The organism is Ancylobacter sp. Lp-2 (genome assembly GCF_020523795.1).
Taxonomy (GTDB): Bacteria; Pseudomonadota; Alphaproteobacteria; order Rhizobiales; family Xanthobacteraceae; genus Ancylobacter.
In genome coordinates, this window is record NZ_JAJALI010000001.1 from 803277 (window position 1) to 824720 (window position 21444).

20 protein-coding genes are annotated in these 21444 nt (G+C 67.6%); 4 read left to right on the top strand and 16 right to left on the bottom strand.

Features of this window, described 5'->3' with window-relative positions; all coding sequences use genetic code 11:
• The first annotated feature begins 548 nt into the window (after positions 1-548).
• The 3 genes from LGR54_RS03825 to pcaF are packed head-to-tail and all read left to right on the top strand — an operon-like array spanning position 549 to position 3170.
• The gene (locus LGR54_RS03825; protein WP_230360607.1) at positions 549-1256 is read left to right on the top strand and encodes a 3-oxoacid CoA-transferase subunit A; all 708 of its coding nucleotides are present in this window, start codon (positions 549-551) and stop codon (positions 1254-1256) included.
• Positions 1253-1957, top strand: coding sequence for a 3-oxoacid CoA-transferase subunit B (locus tag LGR54_RS03830; protein WP_230360608.1), 705 nt, complete (start codon positions 1253-1255; stop codon positions 1955-1957). The genes LGR54_RS03825 and LGR54_RS03830 overlap by 4 nt, the downstream gene beginning before the upstream one ends.
• Before the next feature lie 10 nt (positions 1958-1967).
• Positions 1968-3170, top strand: a complete 1203-nt coding sequence (gene pcaF / locus LGR54_RS03835; RefSeq protein WP_230360609.1) for a 3-oxoadipyl-CoA thiolase — start codon at positions 1968-1970, stop codon at positions 3168-3170.
• Positions 3171-3285: 115 nt separating this feature from the next.
• Here the strand turns inward: pcaF and LGR54_RS03840 are convergent, their stop codons facing one another.
• Both LGR54_RS03840 and LGR54_RS03845 read right to left on the bottom strand, forming a co-directional pair.
• Entirely contained in the window at positions 3286-4314 is a 1029-nt protein-coding gene (locus LGR54_RS03840) for an NAD(P)/FAD-dependent oxidoreductase (protein WP_230360610.1), read from the bottom strand.
• Entirely contained in the window at positions 4284-6782 is a 2499-nt protein-coding gene (locus LGR54_RS03845; protein WP_230360611.1) for a hypothetical protein, read from the bottom strand. Before LGR54_RS03845 ends, LGR54_RS03840 begins: the two co-directional genes overlap by 31 nt.
• A gap of 825 nt (positions 6783-7607) precedes the next feature.
• Here LGR54_RS03845 and LGR54_RS03850 point away from each other — a divergent pair.
• Positions 7608-8114: a DUF6790 family protein gene (locus tag LGR54_RS03850; protein WP_370638119.1), complete on the top strand. Its 507-nt coding sequence runs from the start codon at positions 7608-7610 to the stop codon at positions 8112-8114.
• A 21-nt stretch (positions 8115-8135) separates the two neighbouring features.
• On the opposite strand, the gene LGR54_RS03855 is transcribed toward LGR54_RS03850, so the two are convergent.
• From LGR54_RS03855 to LGR54_RS03920, 14 genes are all read right to left on the bottom strand, one after another.
• On the bottom strand, positions 8136-8981 hold the full coding sequence (locus tag LGR54_RS03855; RefSeq protein ID WP_230360613.1) for an urease accessory protein UreD: 846 nt from the start codon (positions 8979-8981) through the stop codon (positions 8136-8138).
• Positions 8978-9613, bottom strand: coding sequence for an urease accessory protein UreG (gene ureG / locus LGR54_RS03860; RefSeq protein ID WP_230360614.1), 636 nt, complete (start codon positions 9611-9613; stop codon positions 8978-8980). The genes LGR54_RS03855 and ureG overlap by 4 nt, the downstream gene beginning before the upstream one ends.
• Positions 9614-9626: 13 nt before the next feature.
• Positions 9627-11336: an urease subunit alpha gene (ureC, locus tag LGR54_RS03865; RefSeq protein ID WP_230360615.1), complete on the bottom strand. Its 1710-nt coding sequence runs from the start codon at positions 11334-11336 to the stop codon at positions 9627-9629.
• Between the two features lie 19 nt (positions 11337-11355).
• Entirely contained in the window at positions 11356-12048 is a 693-nt protein-coding gene (locus LGR54_RS03870; RefSeq protein WP_230360616.1) for an urease subunit beta, read from the bottom strand.
• Between the two features lie 9 nt (positions 12049-12057).
• Complete coding sequence (locus LGR54_RS03875; protein WP_230360617.1) at positions 12058-12738, bottom strand: urease accessory UreF family protein; 681 nt, start codon at positions 12736-12738, stop codon at positions 12058-12060.
• Between the two features lie 3 nt (positions 12739-12741).
• A complete protein-coding gene (gene ureE / locus LGR54_RS03880; RefSeq protein ID WP_230360618.1) occupies positions 12742-13233 on the bottom strand; it encodes an urease accessory protein UreE in 492 nt (163 codons plus the stop codon).
• A gap of 106 nt (positions 13234-13339) precedes the next feature.
• Positions 13340-14380 (bottom strand): aliphatic amidase, encoded by a 1041-nt coding sequence (locus tag LGR54_RS03885; protein WP_230360619.1) that lies wholly within the window; start codon positions 14378-14380, stop codon positions 13340-13342.
• A gap of 49 nt (positions 14381-14429) precedes the next feature.
• Positions 14430-15134, bottom strand: a complete 705-nt coding sequence (gene urtE, locus LGR54_RS03890; protein WP_230360620.1) for an urea ABC transporter ATP-binding subunit UrtE — start codon at positions 15132-15134, stop codon at positions 14430-14432.
• Positions 15134-15910, bottom strand: coding sequence for an urea ABC transporter ATP-binding protein UrtD (urtD, locus tag LGR54_RS03895; RefSeq protein WP_230360621.1), 777 nt, complete (start codon positions 15908-15910; stop codon positions 15134-15136). Before urtD ends, urtE begins: the two co-directional genes overlap by 1 nt.
• A gap of 2 nt (positions 15911-15912) precedes the next feature.
• Complete coding sequence (gene urtC, locus LGR54_RS03900) at positions 15913-17052, bottom strand: urea ABC transporter permease subunit UrtC (protein ID WP_230360622.1); 1140 nt, start codon at positions 17050-17052, stop codon at positions 15913-15915.
• Position 17053: 1 nt separating this feature from the next.
• The gene (gene urtB, locus LGR54_RS03905; RefSeq protein WP_230360623.1) at positions 17054-17947 is read right to left on the bottom strand and encodes an urea ABC transporter permease subunit UrtB; all 894 of its coding nucleotides are present in this window, start codon (positions 17945-17947) and stop codon (positions 17054-17056) included.
• 71 nt (positions 17948-18018) lie between these two features.
• On the bottom strand, positions 18019-19272 hold the full coding sequence (locus LGR54_RS03910) for a transporter substrate-binding domain-containing protein (protein ID WP_230360624.1): 1254 nt from the start codon (positions 19270-19272) through the stop codon (positions 18019-18021).
• A 281-nt stretch (positions 19273-19553) separates the two neighbouring features.
• Positions 19554-20162, bottom strand: coding sequence for an ANTAR domain-containing response regulator (locus LGR54_RS03915; RefSeq protein WP_230360625.1), 609 nt, complete (start codon positions 20160-20162; stop codon positions 19554-19556).
• Between the two features lie 4 nt (positions 20163-20166).
• The gene (locus LGR54_RS03920) at positions 20167-21339 is read right to left on the bottom strand and encodes a transporter substrate-binding domain-containing protein (protein WP_230360626.1); all 1173 of its coding nucleotides are present in this window, start codon (positions 21337-21339) and stop codon (positions 20167-20169) included.
• Between the last annotated feature and the right edge of the window lie 105 nt (positions 21340-21444).

The following is a 21444-nucleotide window of genomic DNA, read 5'->3' on the forward strand; positions in this document are numbered from 1 at the left end:
AGGGCCGCCAGGCTGTTCGCAGAGATCGGCATTGGCGACCACTACCCCGGCGAACTCGACGAGCGGGATATCGGTGGTCGCCAGTCTCAGCACCTTCGACGAGATGCACAGGCTCGTTATTGTCGCGGATGCAGCGGCTCGAAGCGGTTGCAGGCCGCATACTATATGCCCTCAGCCGCACTCCCGCTCCTCGCCATTCTCCGCGACGAAGATCGCGCCGGCGGCTGCTTGGCTAGCCGCACGCCTGGCTGCCTGTGGTTCAGAAATTCGGCCCCTGCCGTTTCGAGAGCGCTCATGACGGCGCGGATCTCGGCGAGGCCACTGGCAAGTATCCGCTCTCCCTGCTTTTCCATCGAACCGAGAGTGGCCGATTCCGCCCGGCGCGCGGCGCGACTCGCCGAGGGCTTCCAGCCGACGATATCCTTTTTTGTGCTATATATGAACAAATATCAATTAACGCACAAATCTCTTGCTCGATTTTTCGCCGACTTCTATTTCTCACCGACGACAGATGCCCCGTCCGACAAGGGGCCGGTGGGAGGACGCGGATGGACAAGACGGTCGGATCCCTGGCCGAGGCGGTCGCGCCGATCGGCGACGGCGCCAGCGTGATGATCGGCGGCTTCGGCGGCGCCGGTGCGCCGATCGAGCTGATCCACGCACTGATCGACAAGCGGCCGAAGGGCCTCACCGTGGTCAACAACAATGCCGGCAACGGGCGCATCGGCATCGCGGCGATGATCGATGCCGGCATGGTCGCCAAGATGATCTGCTCGTTCCCGCGCTCCTCCGATCCGCGCGCTTTCACCGAGCGCTATCTGCGAGGCGAGATCGAGCTGGAGCTGGTGCCGCAGGGCACGCTCGCCGAGCGCATCCGCGCCGGGGGAGCCGGGATCCCGGCCTTCTACACCCCGACCAGCTACGGAACCGAGCTCGCCGAGGGCAAGGCCATCGCCGAATTCGAGGGCCGGCACTATGTGCGGGAGCGCTGGCTGAAGGCCGACTTCGCGCTGGTGAAGGCGCAGCTGGGCGACCCGCAGGGCAACCTCACCTACAACCAGGCGGCGCGCAATTTCAGCCCGCTGATGTGCATGGCGGCGGCCACTACCATCGTCCAGGTCTCGCGAATCGTGCCGCCCGGCGGCATCGACCCGGAGAACGTCATCACCCCCGGCATCTTCGTCGACCGCGTCGTCGAGGTCGCCGATCCCCAGCAGGAAGAAGACCTCATCCGGGCCGGAGCGGTGTACGCATGACCCTCGCACTCTCTCACAACGCCAAGCTTTCCAACGCCAAGCTCTCCAACGCCCAGATCGCCTGGCGGGCGGCGCAGGACATCGCCGACGGCGCCTATGTCAATCTCGGTATCGGCTTTCCCGAAATGGTGGCGAGCTATCAGCCGCCCGGCCGCGAGGCGATCTTCCACACCGAGAACGGCATCCTCAATTTCGGCGAGCCACCCGCGCCGGGCGAGGAGGACTGGGATCTGATCAATGCCGGAAAGAAGGCGGTGACGCTGAAGCCCGGCGCGGCGTTCTTCCACCATGCCGACAGCTTCGCCATGGTGCGCGGCGGCCATCTCGACGTCGCCATCCTCGGCGCCTACCAGGTGTCGCAGGCCGGCGATCTCGCCAATTGGCGGGTCGGCGCCAAGGGCGTGCCGGCGGTGGGCGGCGCCATGGACCTGGTGCATGGCGCCAAGCAGGTCTTCGTCATCACCGAGCACCTGACCAGGACCGGCGAGCCCAAGCTGGTGGAGCGTTGCAGCTTCCCGCTCACCGGCGTCGCCTGCGTCACCCGCGTCTACACCAGCCATGCGGTGGTCGACATCGCCGGCGGCCGCTTCGTGCTGCGCGAGAAGCTGCCGGACCTGCCCTTCGACGCGCTGCAGGCGATGACCGGCGCGACGCTGCATGTCGACGGGCCGGTCGGCGATCTCGTCGCGCCCGAGCTGTGAGGACCGCACCATGACCGACGCCTTCATCTGCGACTATGTCCGCACGCCGATCGGCCGTTTCGGCGGGGCGCTGTCCTCGGTGCGCGCCGACGATCTCGGCGCGGTTCCGCTCAAGGCCCTGATGGCCCGGCACGCGGCCCTCGACTGGGAGGCGGTGGACGAGGTGATCTTCGGCTGCGCCAACCAGGCCGGCGAGGACAACCGCAACGTCGCCCGCATGTCGCTGCTGCTGGCCGGCCTGCCGGTCGCGACCCCCGGCACCACCATCAACCGGTTGTGCGGCTCGGGCATGGATGCGGTGATCACCGCCGCCCGCGCGATCAAGGCGGGCGAGGCGGAGCTCGTCATCGCCGGCGGCGTGGAGAGCATGAGCCGCGCGCCCTTCGTGCTGCCCAAGGCGGAGAGCGCCTTCTCGCGCAGCGCGGAGATCCACGACACCACCATTGGCTGGCGCTTCGTCAACCCGCTGATGAAGGCGCAGTACGGCGTCGATTCCATGCCGGAGACCGGCGAGAACGTCGCCGCCGACTACCATGTCTCGCGCGAGGACCAGGACGCCTTCGCCCTGCTCAGCCAGCAGAAGGCGGCGGCGGCGCAGGCCAATGGCCGGTTGGCCAGGGAGATCGTCCCGGTCATCATCCCCCAGCGCAAGGGCGCGCCGGTGGTGGTCGACAAGGACGAGCACCCGCGCGCCACCACGCTGGAGACGCTGGCCAAGCTGCCGACGCCGTTCCGCGCCGGCGGCAGCGTGACCGCCGGCAACGCCTCCGGCGTGAATGACGGCGCGGCGGCGCTGATCGTCGCCTCGGAAGCGGCGGCGAGGAAGCATGGCCTCACGCCGCTCGCCCGCATCCTCGGCGGGGCCACTGCCGGCGTGCCGCCTCGGGTGATGGGCATCGGCCCGGCGCCGGCGAGCCAGAAGCTGCTGGCTCGCCTCGGCCTCACGGCTGACCAGCTCGACGTCGTCGAGCTCAACGAGGCCTTCGCCTCGCAGGGGCTCGCCACGCTGCGCCAGCTCGGCATCGCCGACGACGACCCGCGGGTGAACCGCAATGGCGGCGCCATCGCGCTCGGCCATCCGCTCGGCATGTCCGGCGCCCGCATCACCGGCACCGCCGCGCTGGAACTCGGCGAGACCCGGGGCCGCCTCGCCCTCGCCACCATGTGCATCGGCGTCGGGCAGGGAATCGCCATCGCGATCGAGCGGGTCTAGCGCTCGGCCCAGGGAGAGCTTCCCTGGGATGGCGAGGCGCGCCGGTCGGACATGCAGGCCGGGCGGCGCGCGAACGTCGTTCGCCGACCGCTGCCCGCAAGGCGGTGGGATCCCCCTAGAAACCCGGCGCGCCGGCTTCGCGATAGAACGTCCGCAACTGGATCGCGTCCGTTTCGAACCAGTCGGCAAGCCATTGGTGATAGGCTTGGGGGAGCGCGGCGCGGGGCGCCTTCCCGGTCAGGCCGGCGGCGGTCAGGTGGCCGGCCATCATGCCGGACATCAGGCCCTTCAGCACGCCGTGGGACGAGGTCGGGTCGAGCGTGGCAGCGGCATCGCCGACCATGAACCAGCCGGGGCCTGCGGTCCGGCTGGCTATCCGCCACGTCACATCCGCTCCCCTCACAGGGCCGAGAGCGGCGAGATTGCGCAGCTCCTCCGGTGGCCCATCGCCGGCCGTCGCGGCGGAGCCGAGGCGAACGCGGGTCCATTGATACACCCCCGGCCGTACGCGAGCCGTCCACGTCCAGCCCAGGGCGTTGCTGACCAGCAGCGGTGCGTCATCCCGCGCAGGACAGGAACCTTCGACATAGCCATAGCGCGCGATCAGCTGCGGCGAGCGGGGCGTGCTGTCGATGTCGAGAGCGCGGGCCAGCCACCGTGCCGCGCCGGTCGCGTCTACGACGACATGGGAGGCGACGTCGCCGTCTTTCGTCCGTACGCCGCCGACATCGTTCCCGTTGGCCAGTAGCCCCGTTGGCGCGCAGCCCAGGCGGACATCGACACCCAGGGCCCTGGCGCGTTCAAGCAGCAGGGCATCGAAATCGGCCCGCCAGACCTGGAAACCCCTCCAGGGGGCCGCCGCGTCGCCGCCGAAGGCCTCGAAGCGCCGGACGCCGTCGGTTTCGATCCAGGTGCCGCAGTGCCGGGCGCCGGTGACCTGCGCGAGCCGATCGGCCACGCCGAGCTGGCCCAACAGGGGCTCGACGCCCGGATGAAGCGTTTCACCCGGCCGATGCCGCTCCTGCGGTTCGCGCTCGTACAGCCGGACCCGAAGGCCGCGCGCCGCGCAGGAGATCGCCGCCGCGCTGCCTGCCGGCCCGCCTCCGACGACGATTACGTCGGCATCGACTGGTCGGCCACCCATGAGGCTCCCTCGCGCTGGATGAGGGCCGTATTGCCGGAAACATAGGCCGTCGCCTGCTCGATGACCTCCACGTGGACGGTGTGCTGGTCATTCGGATCGACCGCCTGCTTGCCCCAGCGATAGACGTGGAACCGGTAGCGGCGCTGGCCGTCCAGCGTCGCTCCGGTGGCCTGCACGGCGTCCTTCAGGCCGGCATCGTCCGCGGCGGTCGCGCGGAAGGAAATGACTGCCCACTTCGCCTTGTCCCGCAGCACGTGGTTCACCGCCTCCTCGGCGCCGAAGCGCTCGACATATTCTGGATCGTGAATGCCGAGGGCCCAGTACATGGCCGCCATGGCGAGGACGCGCGCCTTGTACTCCACAGCGTCGACGCGGGCGGTCAGTGCGGCGGTCATGGTGCCGACCAGATCGATGTAGTCGACGCGGAAGGAGTTGGGGTAGGCGACAACGGGCTTGCCGTCGATGGAGATCAGGCGCGGGCCGCGTACGCCGTCCCACGGCAGGTACCGGCCATCGGCAAGCGGCGCGCTTCCGATTTCCTCGTCGGTGAGCGGCACGATGGTGGGATAGGGATAGGTCTCGCCGCCGATCAGCTTGTCCGGCGCGAAGGTCCGGGTCGAGTCCGGCGCCACTCCCGGCCAGTATGAGCCGAGCGCGGCGCACAGCTTGGCGTCCTCGATGAACGGCGAGCCCAGACCATAGCCGGCCATGAACTTCTGCAGCGGCCGGTTCGGGTCGGAATAGAAAATGTTCTGGCTGGTGTCCCAGCCGGGGTCGAACAGTCCCGGCGAGCCATCCGGCAGGCCGGTCTTGCGAATCTCCCACGGACCGTTGGGCCTCTGCGCCGAACCCTGTCCCTCGCGCGGCTGGGTGACGATCGCGGTGATCGTCGTGTCGTCCAGGCTGAAGCCGGCCGGCAAGGTGACGTTCGCGGCGATGCGCGTCTGCGAAAGCGCGAGCGGATGCAGGGCCCAGAGCGCCTCGCGGATCGGCGCCGGAACCTCGGTACGCCACCAGACCATCAGATCGCGCTGGGTGACATTGGGAAAGAAATCGGGGAGCGCCACCATCGCGTAGGCCGGCTTCACCGCATCGATGCTCTCGGCGAGCTGCGGGCAGCTAGCCTCGATCCAGCCGTCGCCTACCCCGTCATAATAGTGCAGGGCCTCGTAGCCGCCGGCGGCGATGATGTCGTCCATGTCCGGGCGCAGATTGAGATTGTCGATCTGCCCGTTCGGCAGCACGCGATGGCGGATGTTGATGTATTCCGGCGCCGGGCGCTGGGTGTCGCGCGCCGCGTCGGCCATGTAGCGCGGCTCGGGCGGGTTTTCGCCCAGCGGTAGGATCTGCATCGCCGAGAGCTGGAGATTCAGCGGGTCGGACGTGTATTTCCCGTCGACGGGAAACGTCAGCACCCGGCCCTCATATTGCGCCTGCGTGACCAGCGGATTCGCGCGCGGCTCCAGCAGCCCGCTGCCGAAGCCGGCCCGCGTCGACAGCGAGCCAATCATCTCGTCCTTGATCACGAACGGGAAGTTCTCAAGGTGCTCGCCGCGCCAGTTGTTCTTGAGTCCCTCAAGGTCGAGGAAGCGATGAAACTGGGCGAGACCGTCATTGCGCAAGTTGCGGTGCAGCTCGACGTCGAGATCGAGCCCGGAAATGCATTCGCTGCCGCTGAAAAGCTTGTGGACGGGTACCCAGAAGGCAAGCTTCTCGTCGCCCGGCTGGGGATCCTGCGGGCCGAACTCCGGCGTCGCCCCCTCCATTTCGACGGCAATATAGGGCGCGAAGCGTCGTGGCGTGACGCGAAAATCGAATGGCCGGGCCTCGTCGAGCGGGACGAAGCCACGCGCCTTGGCATCGTAGGAAGGCGCGAGCGTGCCGAGGCGGGCAATGCCGGAGCGCGAAAAGCAGAGCTCGGCATGGCGACCATGCACGGACATGGGCGCATTCTGGTACTGCGGCGTGAACACGACGATGCCGAGAGGGCGCCCGCCGGCGCGGTCGCGCAATTCCCGCAGCGTCGGGGGCCGCACGCCGTAGATGTAGTTCTCGACGGCTTCGATCTCCGTCAGGGTCGGGAAGCCGGCAAGTTCCCGTCCGGCGCGGTTGGCCACCACCGTCGGTGAAGCCAGCGCGTGATACAGCAGGCTTCTATCCGGGCTGCCGGGCTCGATCGCCCGTCCGCCCGCCAGTGAAAAGTCGCCGAAACCCGGATAGTCGCGATTGATGTGCGTCAGCGGCTTGGCGAGTTCTGCCGCGAGGTCCTTCGCCCGGATGTCCAGCTCGCCACCCGTCGCCTCCAGGAGGAGGTCGCGCCATCCGAGCTCGTCGAGCCTTTCGACGGTCGCTTCGACGGCAGCGATCAGCGATGGGACCTCATGGGCGAATGCCGGCAAGGCGCGTGAAACGGTGAACGCTCCAATACCCAGCGCGGTATAGCTCAGGAACTCTCTTCTTGTTGTCACGCCTGCCTCCCTTGTTCGATGTATTGTTTTATGACTGTCGGATGCGAGATCCGGCGGGCCGTACTGCGCGTCGAGAGTGCGGGCGTCGGCGGCGGAACGGCTCGGGATCAAGCGAAAGCGGTTCGGCGGGCGGAGCGTCGGCTTCCATGAGCCGCTCGGCAGTGTCTGTCGCTCTGGGCGCCGACATCCTCGCACCGGAACAAGGTAAGGGTCGGCCTGCTCCGGATTGCGCCTTGGATATTACCGGATCGGCGTTCCAAAAGCCATATGTCGGTACCTCTCCGAGGCTGACGACGGGCTTGCCATGGCGGTTGACGGGAGCTGGCATCCCGGATCGCCCTGTTCCAGCCGCCACTGCGCTGGCTCCCCGTGCTGAAATAGAATGCCGGCTTACGCCGCCGCCACGATCGGCGCCGCAGGAAATGATGGTAGCCACGCGACAAAATGAAGATGAGGAGGCGCCTGTTCCGCCAAAGCGGCAGGTTGCTGGATAGAAAGCACAACGTTGAGGATCCGCAAAAACCGTCCGCCATCACATGTAGCTTGGACGATTCATGCCATCATTTTCCCCTGCTCCCTGTCACTCCCCCTAAATAGAGGATGGCACTCCGGTATGGGGTGCTTATCATCTCTGGCCGGGGTGGGAGCGGCGGTTTGGCACCTTGGGAAGCCGCGCCTCATTGGGCGCGTGGCCAGCGGCGAGGTTGCAGACGCGTGTGTTGAGGCAGATTTTACAGTTGATGTTTGGATATTGAGCAAATATCTAAAATATAGATCGATTATTTCTACGGAATTTGTCGTCTAGTTTGATACGGTGAATTTAGTGTGTCAAATATAGTTCACGTATTGCTTGCAAATTACCCGCTTACGTGCCTGGTTGTCGGGATGATGTTTTCTATTGTCGCGATTTTTCGTCATGCCGGGCCCGTCGATGCGTCTTTGATCGTGGATCGGCTCATCGCCTGGCATGTGTTCTGGGCGATCGGCGTCTTCTACTTCGTCAACTTCGTGATGCACGGCCTGCTGGGCGAGATGGCCGCCGCCAATATCGGCTGGGCGGACAGCCCTTTCCAGTTCGAGGTGGCCACGGCAAGCCTGGGGTTCTCCGTCGTCGGCTTCATCGCGGCGTTCCGCAGTTTCGATCTGCGCCTGGCCGCGATCGTCGGGCCCAGTTTCTTCATGTTGGGAGCGGCGGTCGTCCATCTCTCCGACATGGTGACAACCCGGAACTTCGCACCGGGCAATACCGGGGTCTTCTTCTACATGGACATCGTTATCCCGCTCGTCGGTCTCGGTCTGCTCTGGCTCCAGCATCGATCCGGAAAGACGTGACGTGCACGGGGGGCTGGGCCGCTATTTCCGCCGCGGTGCGGGGGCGATACCGAAGCGGGTCGCGAAGACATGGGTGAAGGCGCTCTCCATTGCCCGCTGATAAGCGGCGCCGTCGGTTGCCAGCAGCCGCAGTCCCGCCCCGCAGCCTTCCGGTAGTAGGCTGGCGCCGGCAAGGCAGCCGGGGGCACCGCTGGCATCCTCCCACGCCGCGGCGTCCGCTGTTCCGGACCGCCGCAGCCACAGCGCGCTGCCCGCCACGCGCCGGCCGTGCAGCGGTCCGTCGGACCGGGCGAGATCGGTGCCGTCGACGCTTTGCCGGTCGCTGGCCACCAGAAGGCCGTCGCGCCGCATGTCGACCCGGTTGCGGTAGAAGAGCGGCGCCCCACCGGCGCCTTTTGGGTCATGCAGCAGCAGGGCGTCGGCGATGAGTGCTTCGGCATCGTCGATAAGATTGACCGCGACGCGGCTATCGACGGCGGCGCCGGGGAACAGGATCTGCGGATCCGGCGTATAGGCGAGAAAGCCGCCGTTCTCGACCTCGATTTCCAGGCGTATGCGTGCCGGCCGACCGCGATCGCCCTGCACGATGGTCGAGGCCTGCGTCGTGAGATGCAGCGCCGCGCCGGCGCCGACCCGCACCCGCATGGTGAGATCCTCGCCGGCATAGAGGCCGCCGGAGGAGGACTGCACATAGAGCGTGGCCACCTCCGGCCGCTCGGCGTCGAGCGCGAACAGCCGCGTCAGGTGGAAGGGATAGGTGACGAAGCGCCCGACGAGGCGGCTGGCCGGCCCGCGCCGCTCGACGGCGATGTCGAGTTCGGGCCGCTTGCGGCGGGTGGTCGCCGGAGGGGCAAAGGGAGCGTTCATCGCCGGATCAACACCGCCTCGACGATAGCGTCGGCGACCGCCTCGACTTGGAGACCCGACCGGCAGGCGGTGGCGATGAGCGGCCGGCCGCCACGCACTGCGCGCGCTTCCTCCAGCATGAGGTCGAGATCGACCCCGACATGCGGCGCGAGGTCCACCTTGTTGATCACCAGCAGGTCGCATTGCAGCACGCCCGGCCCGCGCTTGCGCGGAATGTCCCCGCCGCCGGCGACGTCGATGACGAAGATCCACCAGTCGACGAGGTCGAGCGAGAAGGTCGAGGCGAGGTTGTCGCCGCCGGATTCGATGATGACGAGTTCGAGCCCGGGAAAGCGGGCGTCGAGTTCGTCGGCGGCCAGCATGTTGAGGGTCGGGTCCTCGCGGATCACCGTGTGCGGGCAGGCGCCCGCCTCCACCGCCAGCACCCGCGCCGGGTCGATGACGCCGGAGCGACGCAGCCGCTCCGCGTCCTCGGCGGTGACGAGGTCGTTGGTGACGACGGCGATCGAGATGCCGCGGCGCTCCAGCACCGGCAGCAGCGCCTCGATGAGCGCGGTCTTGCCGGAGCCGACCGGGCCGCCGATGCCGATGCGGGCGGCATTGGCCGGCACGGCGTTGAGGATGGGAGACATCAGGCCCATTTCGTCACCTCAGCATGTAGCGCTGCGTCAGCGGCAGCTTCGTCGCGGGTTCGCAGGTGGCCAGCACGCCATCGACATAGACGTCGAAGGTCGCGGGGTTCACCTCGATGGCCGGCAGGGCGTCGTTGCGCAGCATGTCGGCCTTGGCGAGCGAGCGGGTGCCGCGCGCGGGCAGCAGCCGCTTGGTGAGGCCGAGCGTGCCGGCGAGGTTGTCCTCGATGGCGAAGGGATGGACGAAACAGGCCGACAGCGCCTTAGCCGCGCCGGCGAAGGCGCCCCATTGCGGGCGCAGCGCCAGCGGCTCGCAGGTCATCAGCGACGCCGCGCTGTCGCCCATCACCCCCCAGGCGATGAAGCCGCCCTTGATCACCAGCTCCGGCTTGATGCCGAAATAGGCCGGCCGCCACACCACGATGTCGGCCATCTTGCCGTCCTCCAGCGAGCCGACATGGGCGTCGATGCCGAAGGTGCGGGCGGCATTGATGGTGTATTTGGCGATGTAGCGGCGGATGCGCTCATTGTCGCCGAACGTCGCCTCCTCCGGCAGGCGGCCGCGCTGGTCCTTCATCTTGGAGGCCAACTGCCAGGTCCTGCAGATCACCTCGTGGATGCGCCCCATGCCCTGGCTGTCCGAGCCCAGCATGGAGATGGCGCCGATGTCGTGCAGGATGTCCTCGGCGGCGATGGTCTGCGGGCGGATGCGGCTCTCGGCGAAGGCCACGTCCTCCGGGATCGCCGGGTTGAGGTGGTGGCACACCATCGTCATGTCGAGATGTTCGTCGAAGGTGTTGACCGTGTAGGGATTGGTCGGGTTGGTCGACGACGGCAGGCAGTGGGAGTAGCCGGCGACACGGATGATGTCCGGCGCATGGCCGCCGCCGGCGCCTTCCGTGTGGTACATGTGGATGGTGCGGCCGGCGATGGCGGCCATGGTGTCTTCCAGGAAGCCGCTTTCGTTCAGCGTGTCGGTGTGGATCTGCACCTGGAAGTCGAGATCGTCAGCCACCTTCAGGCAGGTGTCGATCGCCGCCGGCATCGAGCCCCAGTCCTCGTGCAGCTTCAGGCCGAGGGCTCCCGTGCGCATTTGCTCGACGAGGGACGCCGGGCGATGCGAGTTGCCGCGGCCGAGGAAGCCGAAATTGATCGGCCAGGCTTCGGAGGCCTGCAGCATCTTGCCGACATTGAACGGTCCGCCGCAGTCGATGCCGACGGTGATCGGGCCGAGCGAGCCGCCGATCATGGTGGTGATGCCCGAGGAGATGGCGTGCTCGCAGAGTTGCGCGCTGTCGAAATGCACGTGGACGTCGATGGCGCCGGCGGTGGCGATCATCCCTTCGCAGTCGCGCACCGTGGTGGCGGCGGAGACCAGCAGGCGCGGGTCGACGCCGTCCATGATCGCCGGGTTGCCGGCCTTGCCGAGGCCGACGATCCGGCCGTCCTTGATGCCGAGGTCGCCCTTGACGATGCCGAGCACCGCGTCGATCACCACGACGTTGCACAGGAGCATGTCGAGCGCGCCCTCGGCGCTGGTCAGGCCGGCGACGGTGCCCATGCCGTCTCGGAGTGTTTTGCCGCCGCCATGCAGGCACTCCTCGCCATAGACGGCGTGGTCCTTCTCGACCACGGCGATCAGCGAGGTGTCGCCGAGGCGCACCCCGTCACCGGTGGTGGGGCCATACATGGCGGCGTAGTCGGCGCGGCTCATTCGGGCCATGATGTCGTCCTTCTTGTGTTCAGGCGCCGCGGAAGCCAGCGGCGCGGGCGCGGGCGAGCGCCGCCGGCGCGGCATCCGCTCCGGTCGGGCCCTCGGCGAGGCGGTTGAGGCCGCTCACTTCGCCGCGGCCGCCAAAGGCCACCAGCGCCACTTCCTTCGATTGGCCGGGCTCGAAGCGCACCGCCGTGCCGGCGGGGATGTCGAGCCGCATGCCGAAGGCGCCGGCGCGATCGAAGTCGAGCGCCTTGTTGGCCTCGAAGAAATGGAAATGGCTGCCGATCTGCACCGGCCGGTCGCCGGTGTTGACGACGGCGAGGCGGCCGGTGCGGCGCCCGGCGTTCAGCTCGATCTCGCCAGGCGCGGCGATGATCTCGCCCGGTACTCGTGCCTCCTCGGGGAGGATGTGGCCGGTGCGGATCGGCTCGTGCACGGTGACGAGCTTGGTGCCGTCGGGAAAGGTCGCCTCGACCTGCAGCATCGGCAGCAGGGCGGCGACGCCCTCCATCACGTCGTCGGTGGTGAGCAGGCTGGCGCCGAGCTCCATCATCTCGGCGACGCTGCGCCCGTCGCGGGCGCCTTCGAGGATCTCGTCGGCGATCAGCGCCGTCGCCTCGGGGGCGTTGAGCTTGCAGCCGCGGGCGCGGCGCTTCCGCGCCAGCTCGGCGGCGGAGAAGATGGTGAGGCGTTCATATTCGGTGGGGGTCAGCAGCATGGCGCAGCCTCAATTGGAGAACAGGCGCAGCGGCAGGCGGACCTGGCGCGCGGCGGCGATCTCGGCGAAGGGGGAGAAGCCGGTGGGGTCCTGATCGTCGGCGACCGGCTCGGCGGCGCAGCGGGCGACCGTGTCGAGCAGCCGCGGCATCAGCGCCTGGGCGCCGAGCGCGCCGACGAGCCCCAGCCGCGTCGCAGCGGCGAGCCCGCCGGCGACCAACTGGTAGCCGGCGAGCGCGGTGGCCGCCGCCTCGTCCAGTCCCGAGGCGCGCCAGAGCAGCCCCTGCACGGCGGCCAGCGTGCCCGGTGCCTCGCCGGACAGGATGCGCCCGCGATAGGCGCCGGCGCCGGGGGTGCCGAGCCGGGCATGGGTGGCGAGCAGCGCCGCGCCGTTGCGGCGGGTTCCGGCCCGCAGCGATTCGCTGAAGGTGGAAAGGTCGAGGTCGCGGTCGAGCGCGGCGACGGCGTCGAGATCGTCGCCGGCCCGATGGCAGCGCGCCAGCGTCACCCGCTCGGCAGGGGCCCAGCGATGGCGGATCTGTTCGTCGAGGAAATCCGCGACGGCCTGCGCGTCTGGCCGGGCATCCCGCACGGCCGCAAGACCTTCCAGCCCCTGCGAGAAGGCGAAGCCGCCGCCGGGAAAGGTGGTGTCGCCGAAGCGCAGCGCCGCGAGCAGCGTGCCGAATTCCACGGCTCAGTGCCCCGCTTCCGCAGCCGGCACCATGACGCGACCTTCGGCGATCAGGTCGCGGATGCGGTCGAGATAGGCCTGGCGCGGTCCCTCCAGCGCGATCTCGACCTCCTCGCCGGCGAAGCGCACCTTCCAGTGCAGGTTGCCGGCGGCATAGCCGAGCTGCAGCGCGTCGGGCAGCGAGGCCGGGCGCAGGCGCAGCCAGGCCTGTTCCTGGGCGCGCAGCACGATGGCGCGGTGCGGCTCCAGCAGCAGGATCGCGCCGTCGAACAATTGCTCGCTGCGCGGCAGGGCGATCAGGCAGGTGGTGCCTCGGTCGGTGGTGACGCGCAGGCGGCGGCGGGTCATGTCGCGGGTTTCGAGCCGCACGGTTTCGACCTCGCCGTCCTCCTCCATATGGTGCAGCCGGTGGCCGAGATCGTGGTCGAGCCGCGATCCGACGATGGCGGCGACGAGAACCGCGTCTTCGGTGGGAACGGGGGCGGGAGCGCTCATCGGGGAACCTCGGATCGGGCCGGCGGGATGGGGCCGGCTGTCGGGAGGGAGCCGGCGCGCCTGCGGGCGCGCCGGAGCGGGGAAGGGCGGCCGTCGGGCCGGTCGCTCAGCGGTGGCCGGTGGCGATCTTGGTGGGGATGCCCTCGATCGGGCAGTCCTCGACGCCGGGAGCGGAGCGGGTGATCGCCTCCACCATGTCGCGCGTCGCCTCCGGGTCGTCGGCCCACTGCTTGTAGAACTGGAAGGGCAGGGCGCAGGTGCCGCGCGGGTCGTCGCCGGAATTGATCATGCCGGTATAGCCGCGGTGCAGCAGCTTGTAGAGGTGGTTCTGCGCCTGCCCCTTGCTGCGCGCCTCGCGGATCAGCGGCACGGAGAGCTGGGCGAACTGGATGCCCATCTCCTCGGTGCCGCATTCGCCGAGGGTGCGTCCGTCGAAGCCGACGATCGCCGAATGGCCGAAATAGGTGTAGACGCCGTCAAAGCCGGCGGCATTGGCCACCGCGACATAGACGTTGTTGGCCCAGGCCATCGCCTTGGCCATGACGATCTGCTGCTCCTTGGCCGGGTACATGTAGCCCTGGCAGCGCACGATCAACTCGGCGCCCTTCATGGCGCAGTCGCGCCAGATCTCCGGGTAATTGCCGTCGTCGCAGATGATCAGGCTGATCTTCAGCCCCTTGGGGCCTTCCGAAACATAGGTGCAGTCGCCGGGATACCAGCCCTCGATCGGCACCCAGGGCATGATCTTGCGGTATTTCTGAACGATCTCGCCCTTGTCGTTCATCAGGATCAGCGTGTTGTAGGGCGCCTTGTTGGGGTGCTCCTCGTGCTGCTCGCCGGTGAGCGAGAACACGCCCCATACGCCGGCGGTGCGGCAGGCCTCGGCGAAGATCTCGGTCTCCTCGCCGGGGATCTGCGAGGCGGTCGCGTACATCTCCTTGGAGTCGTACATGATGCCGTGGGTGGAGTACTCCGGGAAGATCACCAGATCCATGCCGGGCAGACCCTGCTTCATGCCGATCAGCATGTCGGCGATCTTGCGGGCGTTGGCCAGCACCTCCGCCTTGGTGTGCAGGCGCGACATCTTGTAGTTGACCACCGCGACGCCGACCGAATCCCGGCTCGAGGTAATGTCTCCGTGGTGCATGGCTAGTCTCCCTGGATGATCGTCCGATGGGGACGCTGTGGCGTGGCGGTCAGACGGCGATGTGCCGGTGGATGAGGTCGTCGGTCAGCTGGCCGATCGGCCCGGCGGCGACGGCGCGGCCCTTCTCCAGCATGGCGAAGTGGTGGCCGGCGGCGCGGGCGAAGGCGACGTTCTGCTCGACGAGGATGATGGTCAGCCCCTCCTCGGTATTGAGGCGGACGACGATGTTCTGGATCTCCTCGACGATGTTGGGCTGGATGCCTTCGGTGGGTTCGTCGAGCAGCAGCACCGAGGGTTCGGCGGAGAGCGCTCGGGCGATGGCGAGCTGCTGCTGCTGGCCGCCGGACAGCACCCCGCCCGGGCGGTCGAGGTTCTGCATGAGGTAGGGAAACAGCTTCGGTACCAGCGGCGGGATGCCGCCGCGCGCGCGGCCGCGTCCGGTCGTCGCGAAGCCGCCCATCAGGATGTTCTCGCGGATCGAGAAGTCCGGGATGATCTGGCGTCCCTGCGGCACATAGGCGATGCCGGCGCGCGCCCGGCGGAAGGTCGGCTCGGCCGAGAGGTCGTGCCCGTCGAGGCGGATGTGGCCGGCCATCCGGTCGGTCAGCCCCATGATGGTCTTGAGCAGCGTGGTCTTGCCGGTGCCGTTGCGCCCGACGATGGCGGTGATCTGCCCGGTGGGAACCTGAAGGTTCAGTCCGTGCAGGATGTGGCTGCGGCCGTAGAAGCTGTCCACCTGGTCGAGGCTGAGCATCACTGGATCCCCTTCGAGCCGAGATAGGCGGCCTTCACCTCCGCATTGGCCTCGATCTCGGCGACGCTGCCCTCGGCGAGGATGCGGCCGAGATGCATCACCGTGATGCGGGTAGCGATCTCCTTGACGAAGGCCATGTCGTGCTCGACCACGATCAGCGTGTGGCGCCCGCGCATGGCCTTGATGATCGCCGCGGTCTTCATCGTCTCCGCCTCGGTCATGCCGGCGGTGGGCTCGTCGAGCAGGATGAGCTTCGGGTCCTGCGCCATCAGCATGCCGAGCTCCAGCCACTGGGTCTCGCCGTGGCTGAGGCTGCCGGCCTCGACCTCCTGCTTGGCATTGAGGCCGACGAGGTCGAGGATCTCCTCCACCCGCCGGGTCTGCTCCGGCGAGAAGCCGAGGCGCAGATTGGCGAAGACGCTCGGATTGCGGCAGGCCGCCACCTCGATGTTGCGACGCACGCCGAGGTCGCGGAACACGCTGGGGATCTGGAACTTGCGGCCGAGGCCGGCCTGGGCGATGCGGTGTTCCTCCAGCCCGGTGATCTCGGTGTCGCCGAGATAGACATGGCCGGCGGTCGGCCGGGTCTTGCCGGAGACGAGGTCCATCAGCGTGGTCTTTCCGGCGCCGTTGGCGCCGAGCAGCACCCGTAGCTCGCCGGCCTCGACGATGGTGGAGACGGTATCCACTGCGCGGAAGCCGGCGAAGTCGACGGTGAGCCCGTCAAGGGTGAGCGCCGCGCTGACGGCGGGGGTGCCGATCGGGGTCCGGGCCATACTCAGCTCCTCTTCTCGGCAGGTTCGGCAAGCGAGGCTGCCGCCCCGCCGCGGCGGGCGACGATCCAGTCGCGCAGGCCGGTCGCGACCCCGGCGAGACCGCGCGGGAGGAACAGCACGGCGAGGACGAAGGCGAGGCCGATGACCACGCGCCAGGCTTCCATCAGCGCTGGCGTCTCGGAGACCGTGGCCTCGATCATGTTGATGAGAATGGCGCCGATGCAGGCGCCGAGGATGGAGTTGCGCCCGCCGACCGCCGCCCACACCACCATGGTGATGGAGAAGGAGAGGTCCATGAAGGTGGGCGAGGCGAATTCCGAGGCCATCACATAGAGGATGCCGGCATAGCCGGAGATGGCGGCGGAGACGCAGAAGAAGAACGCCTGGTAGCGCGGCACGTCGAAGCCGAGGAAGCGCGCCCGCCGGTCGTCGTCGCGAATGGCCTGCAGGATGAGGCCGGAGCGGGTCTCGACCAGCAGGCGCGTGCCGAGGAGCACCAGCGCGAGGCTGATGGCGATCAGGTAGTAGGTCTGCGGCATGTAGGGGTCGAACTCGACCCCGAGAACGGTGAGATAGCCGAGGTCGGTCAGGCCGTTGAAGCCGTTGGTCAGCGGCTGCGCCTGCACCAGCAGCAGCCGCATCAGCAGCACCACCGAGAGGGTGATGATCGAGATGAACACGCCGGAGATGCGCTTGCGGAACATGATCATGCCGAGCGCGAAGGCCACCAGCACCGGCAGCACGATGCCGGCGGCGATGCCGAACCAGACGCTCTGGAACGGGATCCAGAGGAACGAGCCCGGAGTGATGCAGCACAGGTCGGTGGCGGCCCCGGGCTGGGCATTCCACAGCATGAAGTCAGGGATCGGCGTGTCCGAGCCCTGCGCCAGGCTGGTGGTGCTGGCCAGCTTCAGCGACATCGCGATGCCATAGGCGCCGAGGCCGAAGAACAGTCCCTGGCCGAGATTGAGGATGCCGGCATAGCCCCAGGACAGTGCGATGGCGACGCCGAGCATGCCGAAGACGAGATATTTCGACAGGCGATTCAGCCAGAAGGCGTCGAACACCAGGGGCGCGAGCAGGATGAGGGCGATGAAGACGACATAGGCCGCCGTGTTGAGCCCGGATTTGGTGAGCCGCATCTCAGCGTCCCCTGTAGGAAAACAGGCCCTTGGGCTTCCAGATGATCACCGCGATCACCACGGCGAAGATCACGGCGCGAGCGATGATGTCGTTGCTGACCGCGGCGGCGAGGCCGTTGATCTGGCCGAGTATGGCGGCGGACAGGATCGAGCCCATCAGGCTGCCGACGCCGCCCATCACCACGACGAGGAAGCCGTCGACCACCATCGGCGTGCCCATGTCGGGGAACACCGTCTTGAAGCCAGCCATCAGCACGCCCGCCACCCCGGCGAGGCCGGAGCCATAGGCGAAGGCGAGGGCGTTGATCCGCCGGGTGTCGATGCCGCAGGCCGCCGCCATCTGCGGGTTGCGCATGATGGCGCGCAGCTGCATGCCGATGGAGGTGCGGTACATCAGGAACCAGGTGAGGGCGGCGAGCAGCACCGACACCAGGATGATGAAGGAGCGGTAGACGCTGATCTCGGTGCCGGCCACGCTGAACACGCCGCCCAGCCAGGGTGGCAGGCTCACATTCTGCAGCCCCGGCCCGAGGCCGGCGATGGTGATGCCGAGGAAGGCGAAGCCGAAGGACAGCCGCACCGCCTGCTGGATCAGGATTGCCACGCCCCAGGTGGCGAGCAACGTGTCGAGCAGCCGTCCGTACAGCCGCCGCACCACCAGGCGCTCGATGGCGAGCCCGATCGCCGCGGTGACCAGGAAGGCGATCGGCATTGCGGCGATGAGGCCGAGGCCGAGATAGAGGCTGGCCATGACGGCGGTGTAGGCGCCGATCATCACCATCTCGCCATGCGCCATGTTGATGACGCCCATGGCGCCATAGGTGATGGCGAGGCCGAGCGCCACGAGCAGCAGCACCGAGGCGAGGCTGAGGCCGATGAAGATCGTGTCGACCATGAAGCGGATGCTCCGTGTGCGGAGGAGGCCGGCCCGCGCGGGCCGGCCCGGAAGGGCGGCGAGAGGCGCGATCAGCCCTTCAGCTTCGCGGTGTCGAGGCCGGCGGGGGTGCAGAACAGGTTCTGCTGCGTCTCGCCATAGGCGACATAGGGCAGCGGGAAGACCGGCTCGGGATAGGCGTCGACGATCTTGCCCTGGCCGTCGGCCTGCCATTGGGCGATGCGCGGGGTGAGGGCGGTGTGGAGATTCTCCTTCTCCACCGTCACCTTGCCGCCCGGCGCGTCGAAGCTCTGTCCGCCGACCGCGGCCAGCACCGCTGCCGCGGAGGTGTCCTTGGCCTGCTCCACCGCCTTCTTCCAGAGATAGACCTGGAAATAGGAGGATTCGAGCGCGTGATGCGTCACCGCCTTGGGGTCGTTGACGAATTTGCGGTAGCGCTCGACGAAGGCCTTGTTGGCCGGGGTGTCGATCGCCTGGAAATAGGGGAAGGAGGTGTAGCTGCCCACCGCATATTCCGCGCCCATCGCCGCGATCTCGATCTCCGAGGTGACGGTGGCGCAGATCGGCAGCTTGTCGTGCGACAGGCCCTGGTTCTTGAACTCGCGGTAGAAGGCGATCACCGAGTCGCCCACCACGTTGGAGAGCACGACGTCGCAGCCGGAGCTCTTGATCTTGTTGACCATCGAGCCCCATTCGGAGTGGCCGAGCTCGAGATATTCGTCGGCTACCCACTCGCCGCCGTTCTTCTCGATCAGGATCTTGGAGACCTTCGCCATCTCGCGGGGGTAGATGTAGTTCGAGCCGACGATGAAGAACTTCTTCTTGCCCAGCGTCTTGATGATCCACGGGATGAAGTTCGACAGCTGCTGGTTCGGCACGGCGCCGGTGTAGACGACGTTCTTCGAGCACTCGAAGCCTTCGTAGTAGGTCGGGTAGAACAGCGCCGCCTTGCGCTTCTCGAACACCGGCAGCACCGCCTTGCGGCTCGCCGAGGTGTAGCAGGCGAACACGGTCGGCAGCCGGTCCTGGATGACGAGCTTGGAGGCCTTCTCGTTGAAGGTCTTCGGGTCGGAGGCGCCGTCCTCGATCACGGCCTCGACCTGCTTGCCGAGCACGCCGCCGGCGGCGTTGATCTCGGCGATGGCCATGCGGGTGGCGTCGGTGAGCGAGCGCTCGACGATCGACAGGCCGCCGGTCTGGGAGAACAGCACGCCGACCTTGATGGTATCGGCGGCGGCGGCGCGGGTCAGCAGCGCCGGGGTGGCGACCGCTCCGGCCGCGAGGGCGGCGGAGGTGGAGAGAAACTGGCGACGGTTCATCGACATGGGATTCCTCTGGGAGACGGGCTCGGGGACCGGAAGATTTGTGGGGGCGCGCGTCGTCGTTCGCGCAGCCCGGTAGGGGCGCGGCGTCTGGCGTGCGGCTCGGGGAGCCTCGAAATCTGCTCAGGAAGGGGGATGACGGCCCTGTCAGACCCCGAAAACAAAAAACCCGGGACGCTCCCCTCGGGGAGCGGCTCGGGCTACCTAGCCAATGCGAACCGACAGCACTGTCTGGCTCGCGATGCTGAAAAAATCAGCAAGTTCAAAACTGAACACGAAATGAACTAACCACTGTTCTTCGGGAAATGCAAGAGCTCGTTCGCGTTGATGATCGAGGTGGCGATCTCGTCCATCGAGGCGCGCTTCGACATCGCCTGCTGGCGGATCGTCTCATAGGCGGCTTCCTCGCCGATGCCGTGGATCGACATCAGGATCGCCTTGGCCTTCTGGATGCGCTGCATGCTGGAGAGGCGGCGCTCCAGCTTGTTCAGGCGCTTCTGCTGCTCCAGCCGGTCCTGCCAGAGCCCGCGCGCCAGCAGCAGGTTGGTCAGCACGCCGAAGGGACGGATCGGGCGGTCCATCGCCGCCAGCACGCCGATCTCGAACAGGATCTCCAGCGTGCTGGGATTCTCGTAGTCGACGATGGCGATGATGGCCGGTGGAATGCCGTCCATGCCGCGCGCCAGGCGGATGATGTCGGCGCGATGCTCATGGTCGATGGAGAGGAACAGCGTCGCCGTGCGCGCCGGGATCTCCTTCGGGATCGGCCACGCGGCCTCCGTGTGGCAGCCGATGCGGCGCAGATGGTCGATCAGCGTGCGTCCGTCGGCGTCGGGCGGGTGCACGACGAAGACCGGAAGTCCCTTCAGCGACTTGAGAGGGGGGATGGCCATGGCGTCAGTCGATCTTCGCCGGTTGCGGCACCAGCGACCAGTCGTCGAGCGCCGACGACACGAAATAGGGATCCGGCTTCATCCGCCGATGCGGATCCCAGACGATCTCGAAGCGCTTTTGCGCATCGACGCGGGCGACGCGTGGCCACAGGAAGGTGTGGTTGTTGGTCGGGTCCACGGCGACGCGCCCTTGCGGAGCCTCGAACTGTACCCGTCCGAGCGCCTCCACCACGGCGGCCGGTACCAGGCTGCGCGCCTGGTCGATGGCGGCGGCCACCAGGTGAACCTGGAAATAGGCGGCTTCCGCCGCCGCGGTGATCGGGATGTCCGCCCCGAACATGGCGCGGTAGGCGGCGAGGAAGCGCCGGTTGGGCTCGGTGTCCAGCGTGGCGAAATAGGGCGCGGCGGTGAAGTGGCCCTCGGCGGCGGCGGCGGACATTTCCGCCACCTCGGCCTCGCTGGTGGTCAGGCTGGCGATCGGCATGCGCGCCGGATCGAAGCCGGCCTGGCGATAGGCCTCGTAGAGCATGGCCGTGCCGGAGCCGACGACGTTGGAGAAGATGACGTCCGGTGAGAAGCGGCGGATCTGGCGGATGGTGCGCTCGAAATCTTCGGGCTTGGGGTCGAGCGGCACATAGATCTCGTCGAGGATCTTGCCGCGCGATTCGGTCACCAGATCCGAGAAGATCCGGTTGGATTCGTAGGGGAATATGTAGTTGGACCCCACCAGCAGCATCCGCGAGCCATAATGTTCAAGGATGTGGCGCACTAGCGGCTGGGTGTTCTGGTTCGGCGTGGCGCCGGTATAGATGCAGTTCGGCGAGTATTCGAAGCCTTCGTAGAAGGTCGGGTAGGCGAGCAGCGCGTTGCGGGATTCCACGACCGGCAGCACCGCCTTGCGGGTGCTGGACATGTAGCAGCCGAACAGGATCTTCACCCCGGCTTCGTCCAGCAGGCGGGTAGCCTCCTGTCGGAACGTCTTGGGATTGGCCTGGCAGTCCTGTCCGACCGCGACGATCTCGCGCCCACCGATGCCGCCGGCGGCGTTGATCTCGCTGATGGCGAGGCGCGTCGCGAAGAGCTGGGTCCGCTCGGCCGCGGCGGTGATGCCGGTCTGAGAAAACAGCAGGCCGACGGGAAGGGGGCTGTCGCTCCAGCCAGTATCATCATCCGACATTGCAGACATATCCATGCAAAAAAGCTCCCGCTGCGTTCCCGCAGGCGAGAGCTTCCACGCTCCTTGGCGCCGGCATCGGCACTGATGCTGGCCCTTGTTCGCGAA